At 67.0% G+C, this 16,498-nt stretch carries 17 protein-coding genes; 10 read left to right on the forward strand and 7 right to left on the reverse strand.

Going from position 1 to position 16,498, the window contains the following annotated elements; genetic code table 11:
• The first annotated feature begins 8 nt into the window (after window positions 1-8).
• Genes KZ498_RS01825 through KZ498_RS01835 form a run of 3 tightly spaced genes read left to right on the forward strand, consistent with a single transcriptional unit; the run spans window position 9 to window position 2,382 of the window.
• A complete protein-coding gene (locus tag KZ498_RS01825) occupies window positions 9-1,091 on the forward strand; it encodes an ABC transporter permease (protein ID WP_312616301.1) in 1,083 nt (360 codons plus the stop codon).
• On the forward strand, window positions 1,088-2,017 hold the full coding sequence (locus KZ498_RS01830; RefSeq protein WP_312616302.1) for an ABC transporter permease: 930 nt from the start codon (window positions 1,088-1,090) through the stop codon (window positions 2,015-2,017). Before KZ498_RS01825 ends, KZ498_RS01830 begins: the two co-directional genes overlap by 4 nt.
• Window positions 2,017-2,382, forward strand: coding sequence for a hypothetical protein (locus KZ498_RS01835; RefSeq protein ID WP_312616304.1), 366 nt, complete (start codon window positions 2,017-2,019; stop codon window positions 2,380-2,382). The genes KZ498_RS01830 and KZ498_RS01835 overlap by 1 nt, the downstream gene beginning before the upstream one ends.
• On the opposite strand, the gene KZ498_RS01840 is transcribed toward KZ498_RS01835, so the two are convergent.
• Window positions 2,374-3,702 carry a dihydroorotase gene (locus tag KZ498_RS01840; protein ID WP_312616306.1) on the reverse strand — a complete coding sequence of 443 codons (1,329 nt, stop codon included), beginning with the start codon at window positions 3,700-3,702 and terminating at the stop codon, window positions 2,374-2,376. The two genes, KZ498_RS01835 and KZ498_RS01840, sit on opposite strands and share 9 nt — an antisense overlap.
• A gap of 24 nt (window positions 3,703-3,726) precedes the next feature.
• A complete protein-coding gene (locus KZ498_RS01845) occupies window positions 3,727-4,410 on the reverse strand; it encodes a lipoyl protein ligase domain-containing protein (protein WP_312616307.1) in 684 nt (227 codons plus the stop codon).
• Between the two features lie 546 nt (window positions 4,411-4,956).
• On the opposite strand from KZ498_RS01845, the gene KZ498_RS01850 reads away from it, so the two are divergent.
• Window positions 4,957-5,811: a hypothetical protein gene (locus KZ498_RS01850; protein WP_312616308.1), complete on the forward strand. Its 855-nt coding sequence runs from the start codon at window positions 4,957-4,959 to the stop codon at window positions 5,809-5,811.
• A gap of 105 nt (window positions 5,812-5,916) precedes the next feature.
• Here the strand turns inward: KZ498_RS01850 and KZ498_RS01855 are convergent, their stop codons facing one another.
• The gene (locus KZ498_RS01855; RefSeq protein ID WP_312616310.1) at window positions 5,917-6,489 is read right to left on the reverse strand and encodes an isochorismatase family cysteine hydrolase; all 573 of its coding nucleotides are present in this window, start codon (window positions 6,487-6,489) and stop codon (window positions 5,917-5,919) included.
• Window positions 6,490-6,631: 142 nt separating this feature from the next.
• Between KZ498_RS01855 and KZ498_RS01860 the strand changes: the two genes are divergently transcribed.
• From KZ498_RS01860 to KZ498_RS01880, 5 genes are all read left to right on the forward strand, one after another.
• Window positions 6,632-8,086: an Hvo_1808 family surface protein gene (locus tag KZ498_RS01860; protein WP_312616311.1), complete on the forward strand. Its 1,455-nt coding sequence runs from the start codon at window positions 6,632-6,634 to the stop codon at window positions 8,084-8,086.
• On the forward strand, window positions 8,079-9,434 hold the full coding sequence (locus KZ498_RS01865; protein ID WP_312616312.1) for an Hvo_1808 family surface protein: 1,356 nt from the start codon (window positions 8,079-8,081) through the stop codon (window positions 9,432-9,434). The genes KZ498_RS01860 and KZ498_RS01865 overlap by 8 nt, the downstream gene beginning before the upstream one ends.
• A gap of 52 nt (window positions 9,435-9,486) precedes the next feature.
• Window positions 9,487-10,650, forward strand: a complete 1,164-nt coding sequence (locus KZ498_RS01870; RefSeq protein ID WP_312616314.1) for a nicotinate phosphoribosyltransferase — start codon at window positions 9,487-9,489, stop codon at window positions 10,648-10,650.
• Window positions 10,651-10,684: 34 nt separating this feature from the next.
• Window positions 10,685-10,969, forward strand: coding sequence for a DUF6360 family protein (locus KZ498_RS01875; protein ID WP_312616316.1), 285 nt, complete (start codon window positions 10,685-10,687; stop codon window positions 10,967-10,969).
• A gap of 76 nt (window positions 10,970-11,045) precedes the next feature.
• A complete protein-coding gene (locus KZ498_RS01880) occupies window positions 11,046-11,345 on the forward strand; it encodes a CPCC family cysteine-rich protein (RefSeq protein WP_312616318.1) in 300 nt (99 codons plus the stop codon).
• Window positions 11,346-11,352: 7 nt separating this feature from the next.
• Here the strand turns inward: KZ498_RS01880 and KZ498_RS01885 are convergent, their stop codons facing one another.
• The gene (locus tag KZ498_RS01885; RefSeq protein WP_312616320.1) at window positions 11,353-12,207 is read right to left on the reverse strand and encodes a ZIP family metal transporter; all 855 of its coding nucleotides are present in this window, start codon (window positions 12,205-12,207) and stop codon (window positions 11,353-11,355) included.
• A 213-nt stretch (window positions 12,208-12,420) separates the two neighbouring features.
• Between KZ498_RS01885 and KZ498_RS01890 the strand changes: the two genes are divergently transcribed.
• A complete protein-coding gene (locus KZ498_RS01890; protein WP_312616322.1) occupies window positions 12,421-12,960 on the forward strand; it encodes a hypothetical protein in 540 nt (179 codons plus the stop codon).
• A gap of 146 nt (window positions 12,961-13,106) precedes the next feature.
• Here the strand turns inward: KZ498_RS01890 and KZ498_RS01895 are convergent, their stop codons facing one another.
• The 3 genes from KZ498_RS01895 to KZ498_RS01905 form a co-directional block, all read right to left on the reverse strand.
• Window positions 13,107-13,898, reverse strand: coding sequence for a 2-oxo acid dehydrogenase subunit E2 (locus KZ498_RS01895; RefSeq protein WP_312616323.1), 792 nt, complete (start codon window positions 13,896-13,898; stop codon window positions 13,107-13,109).
• An 83-nt stretch (window positions 13,899-13,981) separates the two neighbouring features.
• A complete protein-coding gene (locus KZ498_RS01900) occupies window positions 13,982-14,983 on the reverse strand; it encodes an Acg family FMN-binding oxidoreductase (RefSeq protein WP_312616324.1) in 1,002 nt (333 codons plus the stop codon).
• Window positions 14,984-15,319: 336 nt separating this feature from the next.
• The gene (locus KZ498_RS01905) at window positions 15,320-16,456 is read right to left on the reverse strand and encodes a site-2 protease family protein (protein ID WP_312616326.1); all 1,137 of its coding nucleotides are present in this window, start codon (window positions 16,454-16,456) and stop codon (window positions 15,320-15,322) included.
• Between the last annotated feature and the right edge of the window lie 42 nt (window positions 16,457-16,498).

The raw sequence follows: 16,498 nt of genomic DNA on the forward strand, positions 1-16,498 counted from the left end.
ACTCCCGAATGAACTGGACACAGTCTATTTTCAAGCTAATCGAACCGGTGGTGCCACCACGCTTCGTGATCAAGCGGCTGCTGTTGCTCGTCCCGGTGCTGTTCGGCGTGGCGTCGGTCGTGTTCGCGATTCTCCACCTGGCCCCCGGCGACCCGGCTATCGTCATCGCCGGCCAGCGGGCCTCCGCCGAACAGCTCGAACAGATACGGCAAGAGCTCGGGCTGCGACGCCCGCTGTGGGAGCAGTATCTGGGCTTCCTGTGGGACGCGGCACGGTTCGATTTCGGCCAGTCCTACAGCATCAGCCGCGGGAACAGCGTCCGCTCGGTCATCGCCGACCGGCTCCCCATCACGCTCGAACTGGCGATCTACGGCCAGGCGGCGGGCATCCTGCTGGGCCTCCCGCTTGGAATCATCTCCGCGGTCAAGCAGGATTCGCTGACGGACCACGTCACCCGGATCGGGGCGCTGACCGGTATCTCGATCCCGATATTCTGGTCCGGGCCGCTGCTCATCCTGCTGTTCTCGACGTACCTCGACGTGTTCCCGACCAGCGGCCGCATCGAGTCGACGCTGTTCCTGCCCGACACCTGGACGCTGTTCGGCCGTGAACTGCCGCTGACCGGGATGATAACGGTCGATACCATTCTCCTCGGAAACGCTGAGGCGTTCCTCTCGGCGGCCCATCACCTGTTCCTGCCGGCGGTGGTCATCGGCGTCTACTCGACGGCGCTCATCTCGCGGATGATGCGCTCCTCGATGCTCGAAGTCATCCGGCAGGACTACATCCGAACCGCGCGGGCGAAGGGCCAGGGCGCAAAGATTACGCTGATGAAACACGGCTTCCGGAACGCGCTGATTCCGGTCGTCACCGTCATCGGCATCCAGTTCGGGACGCTGCTGGGCGGGGCAGTCCTGACCGAAACCGTGTTCGGCATCAACGGGATGGGGCTGACGATCGTCACCGCCATCGGCGTCTCGGACTACCCCGTCGTTCAGGGAACGGTACTCACCTTCGCCCTGCTGTTCACGCTGGTCAACCTCTTCGTCGACGTCACCTACAGCTACCTCGACCCACGGATTCAACAATGAGTACGGACACCGAGACACGGGGCACGCTGGGACGCCTCCGGGCGTCCCCGTTCCTCGCCGATCTGCTGACGAACCGCCTCGCCGTCGTCGGGCTGACGATCATCCTCAGCATGGCCGCTGTCGCCGTCTACGCCCGCGTGACATACGACTTCGGCGCGCTTACGAGCTCGCAACTCGGCACCGACATCGTCGACCGCGCGCCGCCCGGCTGGCTCGGTCCCGCACCCGCAAACCAGCAGCTGTTCGGCACGGACGCGGCGGCCCGTGACATCTACAAGCGGAGCCTGTACGGCGCGTGGCTGGCCCTGAAGTTCGGGACGATTACGGTCGGCACCTCGACCACCGTGGGCGTCGGGCTGGGGATTATTGCGGCGTACTACGGCGACGTGACCGACAACGTCATCATGCGGACGATGGACGTGCTGCTGGCGTTCCCGCCGCTGCTACTCGCACTCGCGCTGGTCGCCATCTTCCCGCGGGACCTCGGACTCTGGCGGGCCGTGGTGGCGCTCGTGCTGGTGTACACGCCGCGGTTCGCCCGGGTTGTCCGCGGGGCCGCGCTCAAAGTGCTCGAAGACGAGTACGTCGACGCCACAGTTGCGCTGGGCGCGACCGACCCGCGGGTTCTCGTCCGGCACATCCTGCCGAACACGCTCGCACCGATCACCGTCCAGTCCACGCTGAACTTCGGGCTCGCCATCATCGACCTCGCGGCGCTGTCCTTCCTCGGATTCGGCGCACAGGCCGGGACGCCGTCGTGGGGCCTGATGCTGTCCCGCGGCGTCGAGAACGGCCTCCTGACCGGCGAGTGGTGGCTCTCCTTCTTCCCGGGCCTGTTCCTCGCCATCACCGTGCTCGGGTTCAATCTGCTCGGCGACGGGATGCGCGACGCGCTCGACCCCCGGATGCGCGAAGCGGTCGACTGATGGCCTCGACCGGTGACTCACCCCGACTCCGACGGTACGTCGCGGTCCGGATGCGACTGTTCGGGAGCGGGCTGGTCGTCGGCCTGGTGCTTGGTGGCGTCGGAATGGCGGGCTGGACGCTCTATACCGGTGATGCGCGGTCGAGTGAGGCGACAGTGTTCGCCCTCGGCGCGCTGGTGTTCGGCTTCGGCCTGCTGGGCTGGTCGGGGTCGATACTCGCCGGCCGCGGCATCGAAGCCATGCAGGAACACATGGACACGCGAAGCAACTGGACCGAGCGCGACTCGCGGCGAGCGATGGCCCGGCTCTGTGGCGGCGGCGGCGGGATAATGATCGGGACGTCCGTCGTCGCGGCGTTACTCTAGCCGTTCGCTGTCCGCGCCACGGACGTTCTCGCCGCGGTGGTCGTAGAACACGTCCTCCTGTGGCGTTGTGTCCGCAGCCAGCGCGTCGCCGCGCTCGTAGACGACTGTGCCCCGGACCATCGTCCATTCGGGGAACACCGCGTCACGCCCCTCGAACGGCGTCCAGTCGCATTTCGAGTGGAGCGTCTCACCGCGGATCTCGCTCGTCTCGGTCGTATCGACGAGTACGAGGTCGGCGTCCTTGCCGGCTTCGATGGCCCCCTTCTGTGGCAGTCCGAACACGTCGGCGGGGTTACGTGCGGTGAGGTCCCGAACGCGCCCGTAGGTGAGTCCGCTGTCCGAGTCACGGGCTTCAGCTAGCAGGAGCGGCAGGACCGTCTCGACGCCGGGGACGCCCGACGGCGCGTCCCAGATGCCGGCGTCTTTCTCCTCACGGGTGTGTGGTGCGTGGTCGGTCGCGATCATGTCGACAGTTCCGTCGACGACCCGGTCGTAGAGCTTCTGGCGGCGCTTCTCGCGGCGCAGGGGCGGGTTCATCCGTCCGAACGTCCCCAGCTCGGAGAGGTCGCGTCGGGAGAGCAACAGGTGATGGGGCGTCACCTCGGTCGTCATCCCGGCCTCGCTGGCGATGTCGACGCCCTCCGGCGTGGACGTGTGGGCGATGTGTATCGTCGTGTCGTGCTCGTTCGCGACGGCACAGGCCCGCTCGACGGCCTTCGCTTCGGCCTTTGCGGTCCGAAACGCGCTCCAGGCGTCGGCGTCGTCGCGGGCGCGAGCGTCGTGGTTGAAGTAGTCGGCGTCCTCGGCGTGGACCGTGACCGGCACGCCGTTGTCAGCGGCGGCCTCCAGCGCATCGGCGAACAGGTCGGCCTCGATACCCATATCTCCGGTCGAATCCGCGAGAAACACCTCGCCGAGCGCGAACAGGCGCCGGCGCAGGAGGACGTTCGGAATCCAGTCGGCCGTGACGCCGCCGTTGATGCCCCAGTCGACGACTGAGTCGTCGGCGAACTCGGTTTTCTGGTCGAACGCCTCGCCGTCAATGGTCGGAGGGTTGGTGTTGGGCTGGTCGACCACGGTCGTGACGCCGCCGGCCGCCGCTGACCGCGAGCCTGTCTCCCACGTCTCCTTGTGGGGGTAGCCGGGCTGGCGGAAGTGGACGTGGGCGTCGATCATGCCGGGGAAGAGGCGTTTGCCGGTCGCTTCGATGACGTGCTGGTCGGTCGCGTCGAGGTCGCGGCCGACCTCGACGATGGACTCGCCACGCACCCGGACGTCGCGTTGGTCGCCGTCCGGCAGCGTCGCGTTACGGATGAGCATACCCCCAGTCGGCCGGGCGCGCCCCTAAGTGTCTCGGATAGCGCTCACCGACACGTCACGGCCGTCAGCCAGCGACCGCTCCAGCGCCGCGATGACCCGGTCGGGGTCGTCAGTCCCCCCAGCGTTGGCAACACTCCCGACGCTCTGTGGGTCGAACGGGACACCGAGCGCCCCGTAGACGGGCGCCAGCACCTCGGCGATGGCCTGGTGGTCCCGAACGACGACGATGCCGCCGACGACAGCCACGGACCGGCGGACGCGCTGGGCGAGTCCGGCGATTTTACCCCCCGCCTGGAGCGAGTGGCTCCCGGGACAGAACGCGGCGTCCGGTTCACCCGTCCGGACGGTGACGCCGCAGTCGGCGAGTGCCCGCCGCACAGCGGCTTTGGCCCATTCGTAACGGTCATCGATGGTTCCACGCGGGTCCTCGGTCGGGACGGCAAGAGAGAACGAGACGGTGGACCCGGTGTAGGCGACGGCGCGACCCCCCACGGCGCGCTCGATGACGGTGTACCCCCGGTCGCGGGCGGCCTGGCGCGCTCGGTCGTAGCCGTCGCTGTTCGTGTCACGGCGACCGAACGCGACCTGTCTGTGCGGTCGCCAGACCCGCAGGGCCGGCTCGCGGTCTTCGGCGACCGTGTCCGCCATCTCGCGGGTCCGCTCGAAGTCGGTCTCTGGATCGGCGGCGCGGCCCCGTAGCAGATGCATGGTCAGACGGTACGGACCCGCTGGGCTAAAACGGTCCGCCGAGCCAGCGGATAGCACTCCTTTCAGCAGTGGATAGCGAGCAGGCGACACGTAGCCGTCGCGGCGGGACGTGTCGCACTCCCGCTGCCCCCGCCGCGGTCGTCGTCAGCGCACGCGAAGAGGTGGCCCCGGCATGGGTCTTGAACCCTCGGACGACCGAGGGTGCAGTAACGAAACGGGCCATCGTGATGCCGCGTCACCAGTTGTCAAAAGCAGAGAGCGAGAGCAATCCACAGCCGGCGTTTGGTGTACCGCGCTTCGAACTCTGTGAGAGCGCGGCGTTTTCGCCACCGAAAGACTCGCGCCGCTCGTCTCTCGAGCCTTGCTTCGTGGTTGGAGAGAGCTTCGCTCTCTCGTCATCTCGAGGGGCGCTTGCGCCCCTCGAACGACTCCCCTCAGCGAGACCACGTTTTTCGAGAAGTGGGTCGCGCGGTCGGCGCGAACCCGACGCGCAACAAGATGGTCGTGGACGACAGAGCCATACCGGTACACCCCTAATCGCCGTCGATGGCCGTCACGATACCGCGGGACGTGCTCTTCCAGTACTACCGGTTCTCCCTGTACAACTCGCCCTTTGATGCCCACGACGAGGGGTGTGCTATCGACCTCTACCCCGACGGCGAGCGCGCACCGTCGCCGGTCGCCGGCGAGGTGCTGGACACGAAGGCGGTCCGGGCCCCGCCGAAGGCCTACGCCGCCGAACACGACCACCTCATCCTGGTCGACACCGGCGACACCGTGGCGCGGTTGCTGCACGTCGACCCCGCCGTCGAACCCGGCGAGACAGTCGCCGTCGGCGACGACCTCGGAGAGCTGGTCCGGGCGGGCTTTTTCGCACCGTGGGTGCCGAACCACATCCACCTCGGCTTCCGGCCCCCGGACGCGAACCCCTACCGGGCGTCGGGGTCGCTGCCGGTGGACGTGGCCGTCGACGTGACACCGCTGTCCTGGGACGGGGCCGGCACCGTCGTCGACGGCGGCGAGACCTGGGTCCGACTCGACGAACCGGCCCATCCGGCGCCGGGCGAGTGCTTCGCCGGCATCGGAAACGACGTCGGCGGCGACACGGGGGTCCTCGACGGCGGCCTGCCCCACTACTCGGGTGGTGGATTGCTGGCCGGTGACGGGACCGATGAGGCCGCTATCGCCGGAACGCGTGTCGGGACAGCCGACGGCCGCACGGTCGCGTGGGACGACCTGACCGTACACGCGAACGGTGAGCCGGTGACCGGGGTCGCGCTGTTCTGTGGCCGCGAGCGCTTCGGCGCGAAGCTCGTCGGTGAGGGTATCGACCTCGCCGTCGGCGACGAGGTGCGCGTGACCATCGAGCGGGGCGCGACCGGCGACGAACCGTCCGCGTAGCTACGATTTCCCGTACTGCTCCGGATGGTCGCGGAAGCTCAGGTCGTACTCGGGACCGTCCTCGACTTCGGTCACGTCGCCGCGAACCGGGTCCCCGCCCATCCGTCAGGCGAAGGTGAGTTCGTCACGGCCGGTCAGTTCGCCGAACAGCCAGTCGGCGTGGTCCAGTGCGTACTCCCGGTGGTCGGCTTCGATGTAGCCGACGGCGTCCTCGACGAGGACCGGCCGGTAGTCCCGAAGACCGGCGCTGGAGGCGGTGTGGAGCACGCAGACGTTCGCGAGCGTGCCACAGATGGCCAGGTCTTTGATGCCGTGGGCGTCGAGCCACCCCTCCAGTTCCGTCCGGTAGAAGGCGTCGTAGGTGTGCTTGGCGACGACCAACTCCTCGTCCCGCGGGTCGAAATCGTCCACGAGGTCCGCTTCCCAGGAGCCTTCGACGACGTGTTCGCCCCACCGGTCGAACTCGTCGTAGTAGTGGGTGTCCTCGAACTGGTCGGGCGGATGCACGTCGCGGGTGAACACGACGGGCGCGCCGGCCTCACGAGCACGGTCGACCAGTTCGGCGCAGGGCTCGATGGCCGCTTCGCTGTCCGGTGCGTAGAGGCTCCCGTCGGGATGACAGAAACCGTTCTGCATGTCGACGACGACCAGGGCGGTCTGTGACGGGTCGAGTTCCATGGGCAAACCTTTGGACGGCGCGACTACCAAAGTTACCCCCGCAGTGGGTTCGGTCGGGAGCGTCGAACCGCTGTCTCGCCACACGACCAGTGGCCGCACCTAGCGTGTGACTTTTCACTGTGGTGACCTTCCGTGACGGTAGATGCGCCGCCCTTTCGCCCTGGCCGTTCTCTGCGCTGTGGTGCTATTGCTGGCGGGCTGTCAGGCACCCAGTTCGTCGCCCGAGACTGAGCCCGGCGGCGACGCCCTGACGCCGAGCGAGCCCGCGACCGATTACGGGAGCAACGACTCCGCCCCGACAGCGCCTGCGACGGACCGGCTGGGGTACGAGAACGGCTACTGGTACAACGAGTCGCTGTCGGTGACGACCGACGACGGGCTGAACGAGACCGAACGGGAGGCCGTCGTCGCCCGGACGATGGCCCGCGTCGAGCGGATTCGCGGCCTGGAGTTCAAAGAAACAGTGCCGGTCTCCGTCGTCTCGCGGGCGGAGTACCGCAACAGCACCGGCGGCGGAGCCGGCGAGTCCCTCCGCCGGTTCGACAACGCGAAGTTCGAGGCGCTGTTTTTCGTCGGCGAGGGACGTGACTCCATCGCCGTCCAGAACAGCAACCGCGGCGAGAGCGTGCTGGGCTACTACAGCAGCCAGCGCGGTGAGATCGTCATCGTCAGCGACTCCGAGACGCCGACCATAAGCCGGGGGACACTGGCCCACGAACTCGTCCACGCGCTGCAGGACCAGCAGTTCGGCCTGGGGAGCGACGCGCGGACGCGAGACCAGGTGCAGGGTCGGAACGGCCTCGTCGAGGGCGACGCCGTCGCGGTCACGCAGACGTACACCGACCGCTGTGGCGAGGAGTGGGACTGCATCGACAGGCCCGCCCAGAGCGGCGGTGGCGGCGGCGACCGTCACTTCGGTATCAACTTCATGCAGTATTTCCCGTACAGCGACGGCCCGGGCCTGATTACGGACCTCCGAGAACGCGGCGGCTGGCGCGCCGTCGACGACGCCTACGACGACTACCCCGACGGAGCCCCCGAAGTAACCTACCCCGAGCGCTACCCCGAGTGGGACCACGAGACCGTCTCGCTGTCGGACCGTTCCGGCGGCGACTGGGAACGTGTCAGGCCCTCGACCGACCGCGACCGGCCGGACTACGCCGTCGTCGGTCCCTCTGCCATCGCCGGGTCGATGGCGTACACCATCGCCGACGATTACAACGAGTCGAGCGTCGTCCGGACGCGGGACGTCATCAACTACGAGGACGGGTCGCTGGACAGCGACGACCCGTACAACTACGACCTGCCCGCGACTGACGGCTGGCAGGGCGGCCGGATGCACGTCTACGACGACGGCGACGAGACGGCCTACGTCTGGAAGACGGTCTGGGCCAGCGAGGCCGACGCCCGCGAGTTCGCCGACGCCTGGGAGGCTGTAATCGCCCACTGGGGCGGCAGTAAAACCGCGGCGGGCCACTGGGTCATCGAGGAGGACAGTCCCTACACTGACGCCGTCGCCGTCAGGGTCGACGGGGACACGGTCACCGTCGTGAACGCGCCGACGGGCGACGAACTGGACGAGGTTCACGATGCGTAAGGAACTCCTCGTCGCGCTGGCGGTCGTCCTGGCCGGCTGTTCGGTCCCGTCGCTCGGCGGCAGCAACCACCCCGAGACACCGACCGGCGGTGACGCCATCGGCTACGAGAGCGGCTACTGGTACGACGACCCGGTGTCGGTGACGACCGGCGACGGGCTGAACGAGACGGAGCGGGCGGCCGTCGTGGCCCGGACGATGGCCCGCGTCGAGCGGGTCCGCGGCCTGGAGTTCAAACAGTCGGTCCCGGTGTCGGTCATCTCCCGGGCGGAGTACCGGAACCGCTCACGGGGCGACGGCAGCGGCGGGAGTGGCCGCCCACAGGACCCCTGGAACGACCAGGTGTGGGAAGCACTCCTCATCATCGGCGAGGATTCGGGCAGCAGCGAGTCGATAGGCGACACGCTCTCGACGACGGTCCAGGGCTACTACTCGCCGAGCCGGGACGAGATTGTCATCGTCAGCCCGACCGAGACGCCACAGATCGACCGGCGGACGCTGTCACACGAACTGGTCCACGCGCTACAGGACCAGCACTTCGGCCTGAACGGCTCCGCGAAGACACAGGACACGCAGCTGTCACGGCAGGGCGTCACCGAGGGCGAGGCCAACTACGTCCGCGTCCTCTACGAGCGCCGCTGTGGCGACGGCTGGGGCTGTATCGCGCTGCCTGACCGGACCAGCGACGGCGGGGAAAGCAGCGACGGCGGAAGCCAGGAGCCGAGCTACAACGAGGGGCTGTTCACCGTCCTCTACCAGCCCTACGTCACCGGGCCGCGGTTCATCGACCAGGTGCGCGCTGACGGCGGCTGGGGCGCCGTCGACGCGCTCCACGACGACTTCCCCGACAGCACCGAGCAGGTGCTCCACCCGGAGAAGTATCCCGACGAAAAGCCCGTGAACGTCAGCGTCGCTGACCGCTCGACCGACGAGTGGAGCCGCTTCGACCACGACCCGGTCGGCGATACCGTCGGGGAGACCTCGGTCTACGCGATGATGTACCACAACGGCCAGACGGAGGGCGACCGCTACAGCTACGAGAGCGATATTTCGGCGGGCTGGGGCGGTGACCTGGTCGTGCCGTACCGCAACGGCTCGGGCGGGTACGGCTACGTCTGGGAGACCCGGTGGGACACCGAGGAAGACGCAACCGAGTTCGAACAGGCGTATCGGGCGGCGCTGACCGAGGAACACGACGCCAGCCAGCCCCGCCACAACGTCTACGTCGTCCCGGAAGACGACCAGTTCAACGACGCCTTCCGCGTCGTCCGGTCCGGCAAGACCGTCCGCATCGTCAACGGGCCGAAAAGCGGCGACCTCGACGATATTCACCGGCAAGCGGGGTCCTGAGAGTCAGTCGCCGACCGGACTGCTTTTTTTGTCACACTGAAAATACCGTGCCATGACCGAGGAGTTCGACATCGTCTCACCAGAGGCGATTCGCGAGGGGCGGGCGACCGACGCCTACTTCGACCGGACGATGGAAGCGTTAGAGCACGCGGGCAAGAACCCGGACGTGGTCGCCGAGGTGACGGCGAACCAGTTCGCGACGGGCCGGTGGAAGCTCCTGGCGGGGCTGAAAGACGCCGCCGCGTTGCTGGAGGGGCGGGACGTCGACGTCGAGGCGCTCCCCGAAGGACAGCTGTTCGACGGCGGCCCCGTGATGCGAATCGAGGGCCCCTACCGGGAGTTCTGCCGCCTGGAGACGGCGCTGCTTGGCTTTCTCTCGCATCCGACGGGCGTCGCGACGCGGGCGCTCGAAGCCAGGTACGCCGCGCCGGAGTCGACGGTGCTCTCCTTTGGCTCGCGGCACGTCCACCCGTCCATCGGCGCGATGGTCGAGCGGTCGGCACTGCTGGGCGGGCTCGACGGCATCTCGAACGTCGCCGCGGGCGAGGTCATCGGCCGCGACGCCGGCGGGACGATGCCTCACGCGCTGATGATCTGTTTCGGCCGGGGCAATCAAGAGGCGGCGTGGCAGGCGTTCGACGCCGCGGTCCCCGAGGAGACGCCGCGAATCGCGCTGACCGACACCTACAGCGACGAGACCGACGAGGCGCTTCGCGCGGCGGAGGCCGTCGACGACCTCGCGGGCGTCCGGCTGGACACCACCGGGTCCCGCCGCGGCGACTTCCGCCACATCGTTCGGGAGGTGCGCTGGACGCTGGACGCCTACGGCCACGAGGACGTGGACCTGTTCCTCTCTGGCGGTATCACCCCGGCGACACTCCGGGAGCTTCGGGACGTGGCCGACGGCTTCGGCGTCGGGAGCTACGTCGCCAACGCCGACCCGCTGGATTTCGCGCTTGACATCGTCGAAGTGGACGGCGAACCGGCGGCCAAGCGGGGGAAGCTCACCGGCACGAAGTCGGTGTACCGCACCGCCGACGGCGGCCACCACATCGGGCTGGCCGACCGCGACGGGCCGGCCGACGCCGAGTCGCTGCTGGAACCACTGGTTCGTGACGGGGAGATCGTCAGGGAATCCGACCTCGATGCGGCCATCGACCGCGCGGCGGCGGACGCCGAGCGGGTCGGCTACGAGGGCGTGACAGCGGCCGAGTGACCGGCGTTAAGTCGCCGGCCCGCCTACGCGGTGTATGGTCGATCGCATCATGAAGGTCAACGCGTACACGACCTTCGACCTGCTCGACGGTGAGATAGAGGGCCACGGCTTCGAGGAGGAGGCCCTGGCTGTGTTGAACGTGACCGCGCCGCGGAAGAACCCGGACCACGTCGAACTCCAGCTTGAGATGGACAATACCGACCTCGACGCGGTGAAGCCTCACGCGGACTCGGTGACGCTGTCGGCGGCCCAGGCTCGCGAACTCGCCGCCGAACTGGAGGAGTACGCGGGGAAGGTCGAAGACGCGCAATCGGAGTAGCGACTTACCCAGAACTGTAGCTTGAGCGTCACTAGCGGTCGATAATTCTATGATGTGAAGACCCATACCACGAAATATGTCAACCGAGATGCCCGGTAATCCGGCCGCACGGGAGCTGGGCTACTGTCCGTGCTGTGGCTACCAGACGCTCCCGGAGGGCCGGCCCGGGTCATACGAGATGTGTCCGGTGTGTCACTGGCTCGACGACCCCATCCAGTTCGGCGACGCGGAGTTCGTCAGCGATACGAACCACGTGTCACTGACGGAGGCCCGGGAGAACTTCCGCGAACACGGGGCGTGCTCCCCCGACGAGGCCGATAGCTGCGAGGAGCCGATGGACCTCGACCGCGACCCGAACTGGCCATACGACGAGTGACGACGGTTCAGGCCGCGAGCGCGATATCCAGGTACAGCATGACGATGACACCGGTCATCAGTCCGAGCGTCGCGATGCGCTCGTAGCCGCGCTGGTGTGTCTCGGGGATTATCTCATCGGAGATAACGAACAGCATCGCGCCCGCCGCAAACCCCATCGCATAGGGGAGCAGCGGTTCGACGGTCACGACGGCGACAGCGCCAAACACCGCGAGCGGGATTTCCACAGCCCCGGAACGAATCCCGGAGAAGACGGCGTAGAGCCGCCGGTCCAGGCCAGCGTTGATTGCCGCGACTGAGACGGCCAGCCCCTCGGGGATGTTCTGGATACCGATGGCGAGCATCAGCGAAAGCGCGCCCCCTATCTGGAGCGGGTCCCCGGCGGCCGCGCCGAAGCCGACGCCGACGGCCAGCCCCTCCGGGACGTTGTGCAGCGTGATGGCGAGGATGAACAGGATGACGCCTGTCAGTTTCGACTCGTCGACAGCGAGGTCCTGGTTGGGGTTGGCCGCGTCAGACCGCCGGCTCCCGGTCAAGAGGTAATGTGCGTGGGGAACGAGCCCGTCGGCCCGGTCGAGAAACAGCGCTCCCAGGGCGACACCGACGAGGGTCGGAACCGGGTTTCCACCCGAGTACTCTTCGATGCCGGGGATGATGAGGCTCGTGAACGCGGCGGCCAGCATCACGCCGGCGGCGAACCCCAGTGCCGTATCCAGCGCCCGCTCCGAGGGGTCACGCCAGACCAGCACCAGCGACGCGCCGAGGAGGTTCATCGTCGCGATGATGACCCCGCCGACGAGGCCGTTTATCAGCGGGTCGGTGCCGACGAGGTCGACGAACAGTTCGACGAACCCGGATTGCATTGTCCAGTAGTGTACGTCGCCCCCTCTTGGGTGTACCGGCGGTCGGAGGGCGTGACGTGCGTCTGTGAGTCTCATTCACATCCCCAGGCCCGGAACGCCCTGTTGAAACCCACAGCCGGCGATAGGGCTCGGACACAGAGCTGAATACAGCGTCTGAACCGTCTGGACAGCGGGGCCAAGCAGATGTATGCCCCCGCTCAAACAAGCGACAGCATGACACGAAGTCGCCGTATCATTGCAGTGCTCGCGCTCGTCGTCGTGACGGCGGGGTGTGCAGCCGACGGACCGGCCACACCGACGCCAGCTGACGGGGAAACGAACGTCACGGTTTCGGTCGCTAACGACGGCGACAGTCCCTATACCGCCGAGGTGTTACTCGTCCCCGAGCGGCTCAGTCAGCTCAACGCGGAGTACGAGGACGGGGTCTCACAGCCAGTGACGAACCTCTCGGCAGTGCGCGGCGTCTATGCCTTCGCCTGGCGGAACGTGACCGACGTCCGTCTCCCGCCGGGGGTCGAGGCGCGCAGTTCCACCCGGTTTCAGCTGGCGCCTGCGGACCGGGCCGAAACCCGCCTGTCCGCCCCGGTCGGCGACGCGACACTCGTCGTCGTTATCCGCCAGAACGACCGCGTCGCCGCCTGGGCAACGATGTACTGCGGCCGGGAGAACACGCTGGGCCGCGTAGACGTTCGCGCGAGCGCCGGCAATCCCGGACGGTTCACCAGCGTTGACCTGGCGTGTGTGCAGCGGTGACCGATTGAGTGCAATCGGTGGCGCTGTTGAGACTTGTCGAGTGTGACAGGGGCTGCGTGCCGAATCGTGGGAGCACATTCGCCAGAGTGAGAAGGGTGTGACACACTGCGACCGTCTGGATTCTGGGGTCCCGAAGGGGCGCCTGGTTACTCGTCGGGTGGAAGGTCAAGGCCCAGACCAGCTTCCAGGTGTTCGCTGAGGCGTTGGACGAACCGCGCGGCTGGCGCCCCGTCGACGATGTCGTGGTCGAAGGTGACGGTCAGGCTCAGGAACTCCCGGGAACGGAGTTCGCCGTCGATCAGGCGTGGTTTGGTGCCGATGCCGCCGACAGTGAGCTGGAGGGTGTAGTTGGTGGGGCTGATAGCCCAGCCGTTGCCGGTGCCGAACATGCCGACAGAGGTGACCGCGACGCTCCCGGCGAGGCGCTTCCACCGCGTCGGGAACCACTGGGGAAGCCGCCAGAGTTGGCGGCGCAGAACGCCGGGGAGATGGCGTGTCAGTCCGGCGAACCTGTGTTCTTTGCGGGTCGTCCTGTCTGCTTTGACGCGCCGGATTTCGTCGTGAATCGACCGGACGGTCCGTCGGTTCGCTTGGCGAATAACGTGCGGGATACCGACTCGTTCGGTGTCGGTCTCCCGCTCGATGAGAACGTTCACGTCCACGTCCTCGAATTCGTAGGTCCGCCCTTGCCAGTCACGGTACCGCTGGACGTGCGGTTGTTCCGCGACAGTGGTGGCCAGGCAGTAGACGATGAAGGCGGTGAAAGAGAGTTTCGTTCCGGTTGCCTCCTCGATTCCCCGGATACGTTCTCTGGCATCGGTGACGTCGACCTCGACGAGTCCGTGGACGTTACTCCGGTGGTTCGCCATCTGCATGTACTCCGCTGTCAACTGCTGCTGTGGAGACACGCGCTTCCTATCCGTGCCGATATCGCTCATACCCGATGATGGGGGCCCGTACCAAAGGTCCTACTCACCCACGCCAACCACGTCTCCATGAGCGGTTCGGCGACCACCCGCGCTCAGTCGTCGAGGAACGCCGCTAAGGGCCATCGGGGCGTGTGTCCCTGTTCCGCCACGGGATAGCCAAGCCGAAACAGGTGCTGGGGTCGCGCGCCGCCTTCGCCGAGGATGTCGGCGAGTTCCTCGCGCATGTCGGGCCGTTCGAGGGTTTGACTCATCGGATGGGTCGCCACTCCCGCGGCGGTCGCAGCCAGGGAGAGCCGCTCGAAGACCTGCCCGGTTCTGACGCGTGCCGTCGGGTCGTCCGAGTCGATCACGAGCACCCCGACGACCGGGGCACTGGTGACGAGCTTCGAGTTCTTTCGGGCTTCGCTATCCCCGAGGTCCAAATGGGTGACGACCGCTTGCCCGATTCGGGCCTTCAGCCATGACTCTCCGAGAGCGCCGATGCCGATCCAGTGGGCCAGTTCTCTGCGATACTCCGGGTTGTCCATCTGTCGCCGGTCGGCTTTGGCCTGCAGTTCGGCGATGGACCCTTTCCGGTCTGGATCGTCGACCGTGTGCAGCGTGACGTCGTCCTCGATGACGCAGTCTCGTAACCGCTCGTAGAGGCCGTCGGACAGCGGCCTGTCGTCGAAGAGCTGATGGTTCGTGTATCGCTCCGTGATCTCATCGAACAACCCGGGTGGGCGCTCGGATGCCGGTTCAGTATCTCGGGTCAGCGTAAGGGTCGCAACCGGAGTGGTGTCGTCGTGGTAGTCGATCTCGTAACCGAGGTCGAACTGCCCGGCGGCAATGCAGAGGTTCTCGATGGCACACCCGAGGCTGACGTACAACTCCCGTTTGTCCTGGTCGGCCACATCCAGCCAGCGGTCCTCAGCGGCGTGGATGCCGATCGAAGGGCCGTCGATGGTGAACTCCCACGGCTGGGAGTTGTGACTCGATGGGGCCAGAATCGCGTACCGCAGGAGGAACTGTGACTGGCGCTCGAACGGCGCTTCGGACGGGAAGTCGTCCGAGTCCACCCCCCACACCTCCATCGTCAGGTCGTCCGTGGGCATAGAGCGGGTTTCGGTCGGGGAGGGGTTTACTCTACCGCTGGCGTTGCTATCGGTGTGAGTGCAACGAGCGTTTGCTCGCGTTGCGTTCCCGCCCTGTATTCAACGTTGCTTTTGAAACGTGTATATCCGTTTGAGGAATCAAACGAGGCCCGATAAGCATATCTGCCGTCGGTTTCGGCATTGCAGACCGGCGAAAATCAGAGACAGCCGCGGCAGCATCTTTCCCGTCGCTGGTGTGTGCGTTTCGACAGCGACGGAGGTCGGCCGACCGCGACCGGCCGGCACTTCGGGCGTTCTGGCCGTTCGAGAACGTGTTTGCCGGCTTGGTCGCAGCTATTAGAAGGGTTCCGGCGATCCGACGAGCCGTCGCATCTCCATCGCGCTGGAGAAGTCGTCCCGGGAGACCACGCGGGTACCCTCGGGGCCGTCAACAAAGGCGGCGGAAGCCCGGGCAGTGTCGAGTTTGACGAGCGCGTCGAAGGCGGTCATGTCGGAGATGAACCGCGGGAGGTCGGTCTCCATCAGGTCGGCGACGGTGTCGGCCTCGCGTTCGGCCTTCGAGAGTGCCCTGAAATCGGCGACGGTGACGACGCCGACCACGTCGCCGTTGCGTGTGACGGCGAACTCCGTCCGGCGGTCCGCGAACATCCGGTCGACCAGGTCCTCGACGCTGGCGTCGGCGTCGATAGTCGCTTCGAGCGGGCTGGCGACATCGTCGACGGTCAGGCCCTCAAGCAGGGCCGCGAGCGCGACCGTGCGGGACTCGCTGGAGGCGGCGGCGTAGACGAACAGCGCAAGCAGGAGGAGCATCGGGGCGAAAAAGATGATACCGACGCCGGCGAACACGATCGCGAACGCGGTGCCGATTCGGGCGGCGATACGTGTCGCCTGGGCGTAGGGTCGTTTCCGAGCAAGCAGCGCCCGGAGGATGCGGCCGCCGTCCATCGGGAACGCCGGGAGCATGTTGAACACGGCGAGAAAGAGGTTCGTGACGGCGAGCCAGCCGACGACGAACAGCGTCACCTGCGCGCTCGCGGGCAGGGCAAACAGCGCGGCGTAGCACGCGATACCGGTCAGCACGCTCACTGCCGGGCCGGCCAGTGCGATAACCAGTTCCCGGTTCCACTCCTTGGGCATAGATTCGAGGCTGGCGAGGCCGCCCAGAATCCAGAGTGTAATCGATTCGACCCGGAGCCCGTAGCGCATCGCCGCCCAGGCGTGCCCGAGTTCGTGGAGGGCGACGCTGGCGAACAGGCCGATAGCCGCAGCGGACCCGATAACCCACGGCGTCTGGCCCGCGGTCAGGACCGTGAGGTCAAGCGTCACGCCGGAGAGGGAACTGACGATGCCGGCGTACACCGATATCTGGGCCCCGCTGCCGATAATCCAGGCCAGCACCGGCAGGAAAACGAGCAGCGAGATGTTGACCCGTATCGGAATCCCCCAGACCGTCGTGATGTGGAAGTTTCGCACGGGAAGCCAAACGAACAGCGGCCGGGTATATCTTCTGCCTGG

Origin of the sequence: Haloarcula sp. 1CSR25-25, from assembly GCF_032027985.1 — an archaeon.
Taxonomy (GTDB): Archaea; Halobacteriota; Halobacteria; order Halobacteriales; family Haloarculaceae; genus Haloarcula.

Coding starts and splice junctions, on each gene's coding strand:
- KZ498_RS01825 (WP_312616301.1), top strand. CDS start 9: ATGAACTGGACACAGTCTATTTTCAAGCTAATCGAACCGGTGGTGCCA.
- KZ498_RS01830 (WP_312616302.1), top strand. CDS start 1,088: ATGAGTACGGACACCGAGACACGGGGCACGCTGGGACGCCTCCGGGCG.
- KZ498_RS01835 (WP_312616304.1), top strand. CDS start 2,017: ATGGCCTCGACCGGTGACTCACCCCGACTCCGACGGTACGTCGCGGTC.
- KZ498_RS01840 (WP_312616306.1), bottom strand. CDS start 3,702: ATGCTCATCCGTAACGCGACGCTGCCGGACGGCGACCAACGCGACGTC.
- KZ498_RS01845 (WP_312616307.1), bottom strand. CDS start 4,410: ATGCATCTGCTACGGGGCCGCGCCGCCGATCCAGAGACCGACTTCGAG.
- KZ498_RS01850 (WP_312616308.1), top strand. CDS start 4,957: ATGGCCGTCACGATACCGCGGGACGTGCTCTTCCAGTACTACCGGTTC.
- KZ498_RS01855 (WP_312616310.1), bottom strand. CDS start 6,489: ATGGAACTCGACCCGTCACAGACCGCCCTGGTCGTCGTCGACATGCAG.
- KZ498_RS01860 (WP_312616311.1), top strand. CDS start 6,632: ATGCGCCGCCCTTTCGCCCTGGCCGTTCTCTGCGCTGTGGTGCTATTG.
- KZ498_RS01865 (WP_312616312.1), top strand. CDS start 8,079: ATGCGTAAGGAACTCCTCGTCGCGCTGGCGGTCGTCCTGGCCGGCTGT.
- KZ498_RS01870 (WP_312616314.1), top strand. CDS start 9,487: ATGACCGAGGAGTTCGACATCGTCTCACCAGAGGCGATTCGCGAGGGG.
- KZ498_RS01875 (WP_312616316.1), top strand. CDS start 10,685: ATGGTCGATCGCATCATGAAGGTCAACGCGTACACGACCTTCGACCTG.
- KZ498_RS01880 (WP_312616318.1), top strand. CDS start 11,046: ATGTCAACCGAGATGCCCGGTAATCCGGCCGCACGGGAGCTGGGCTAC.
- KZ498_RS01885 (WP_312616320.1), bottom strand. CDS start 12,207: ATGCAATCCGGGTTCGTCGAACTGTTCGTCGACCTCGTCGGCACCGAC.
- KZ498_RS01890 (WP_312616322.1), top strand. CDS start 12,421: ATGACACGAAGTCGCCGTATCATTGCAGTGCTCGCGCTCGTCGTCGTG.
- KZ498_RS01895 (WP_312616323.1), bottom strand. CDS start 13,898: ATGAGCGATATCGGCACGGATAGGAAGCGCGTGTCTCCACAGCAGCAG.
- KZ498_RS01900 (WP_312616324.1), bottom strand. CDS start 14,983: ATGCCCACGGACGACCTGACGATGGAGGTGTGGGGGGTGGACTCGGAC.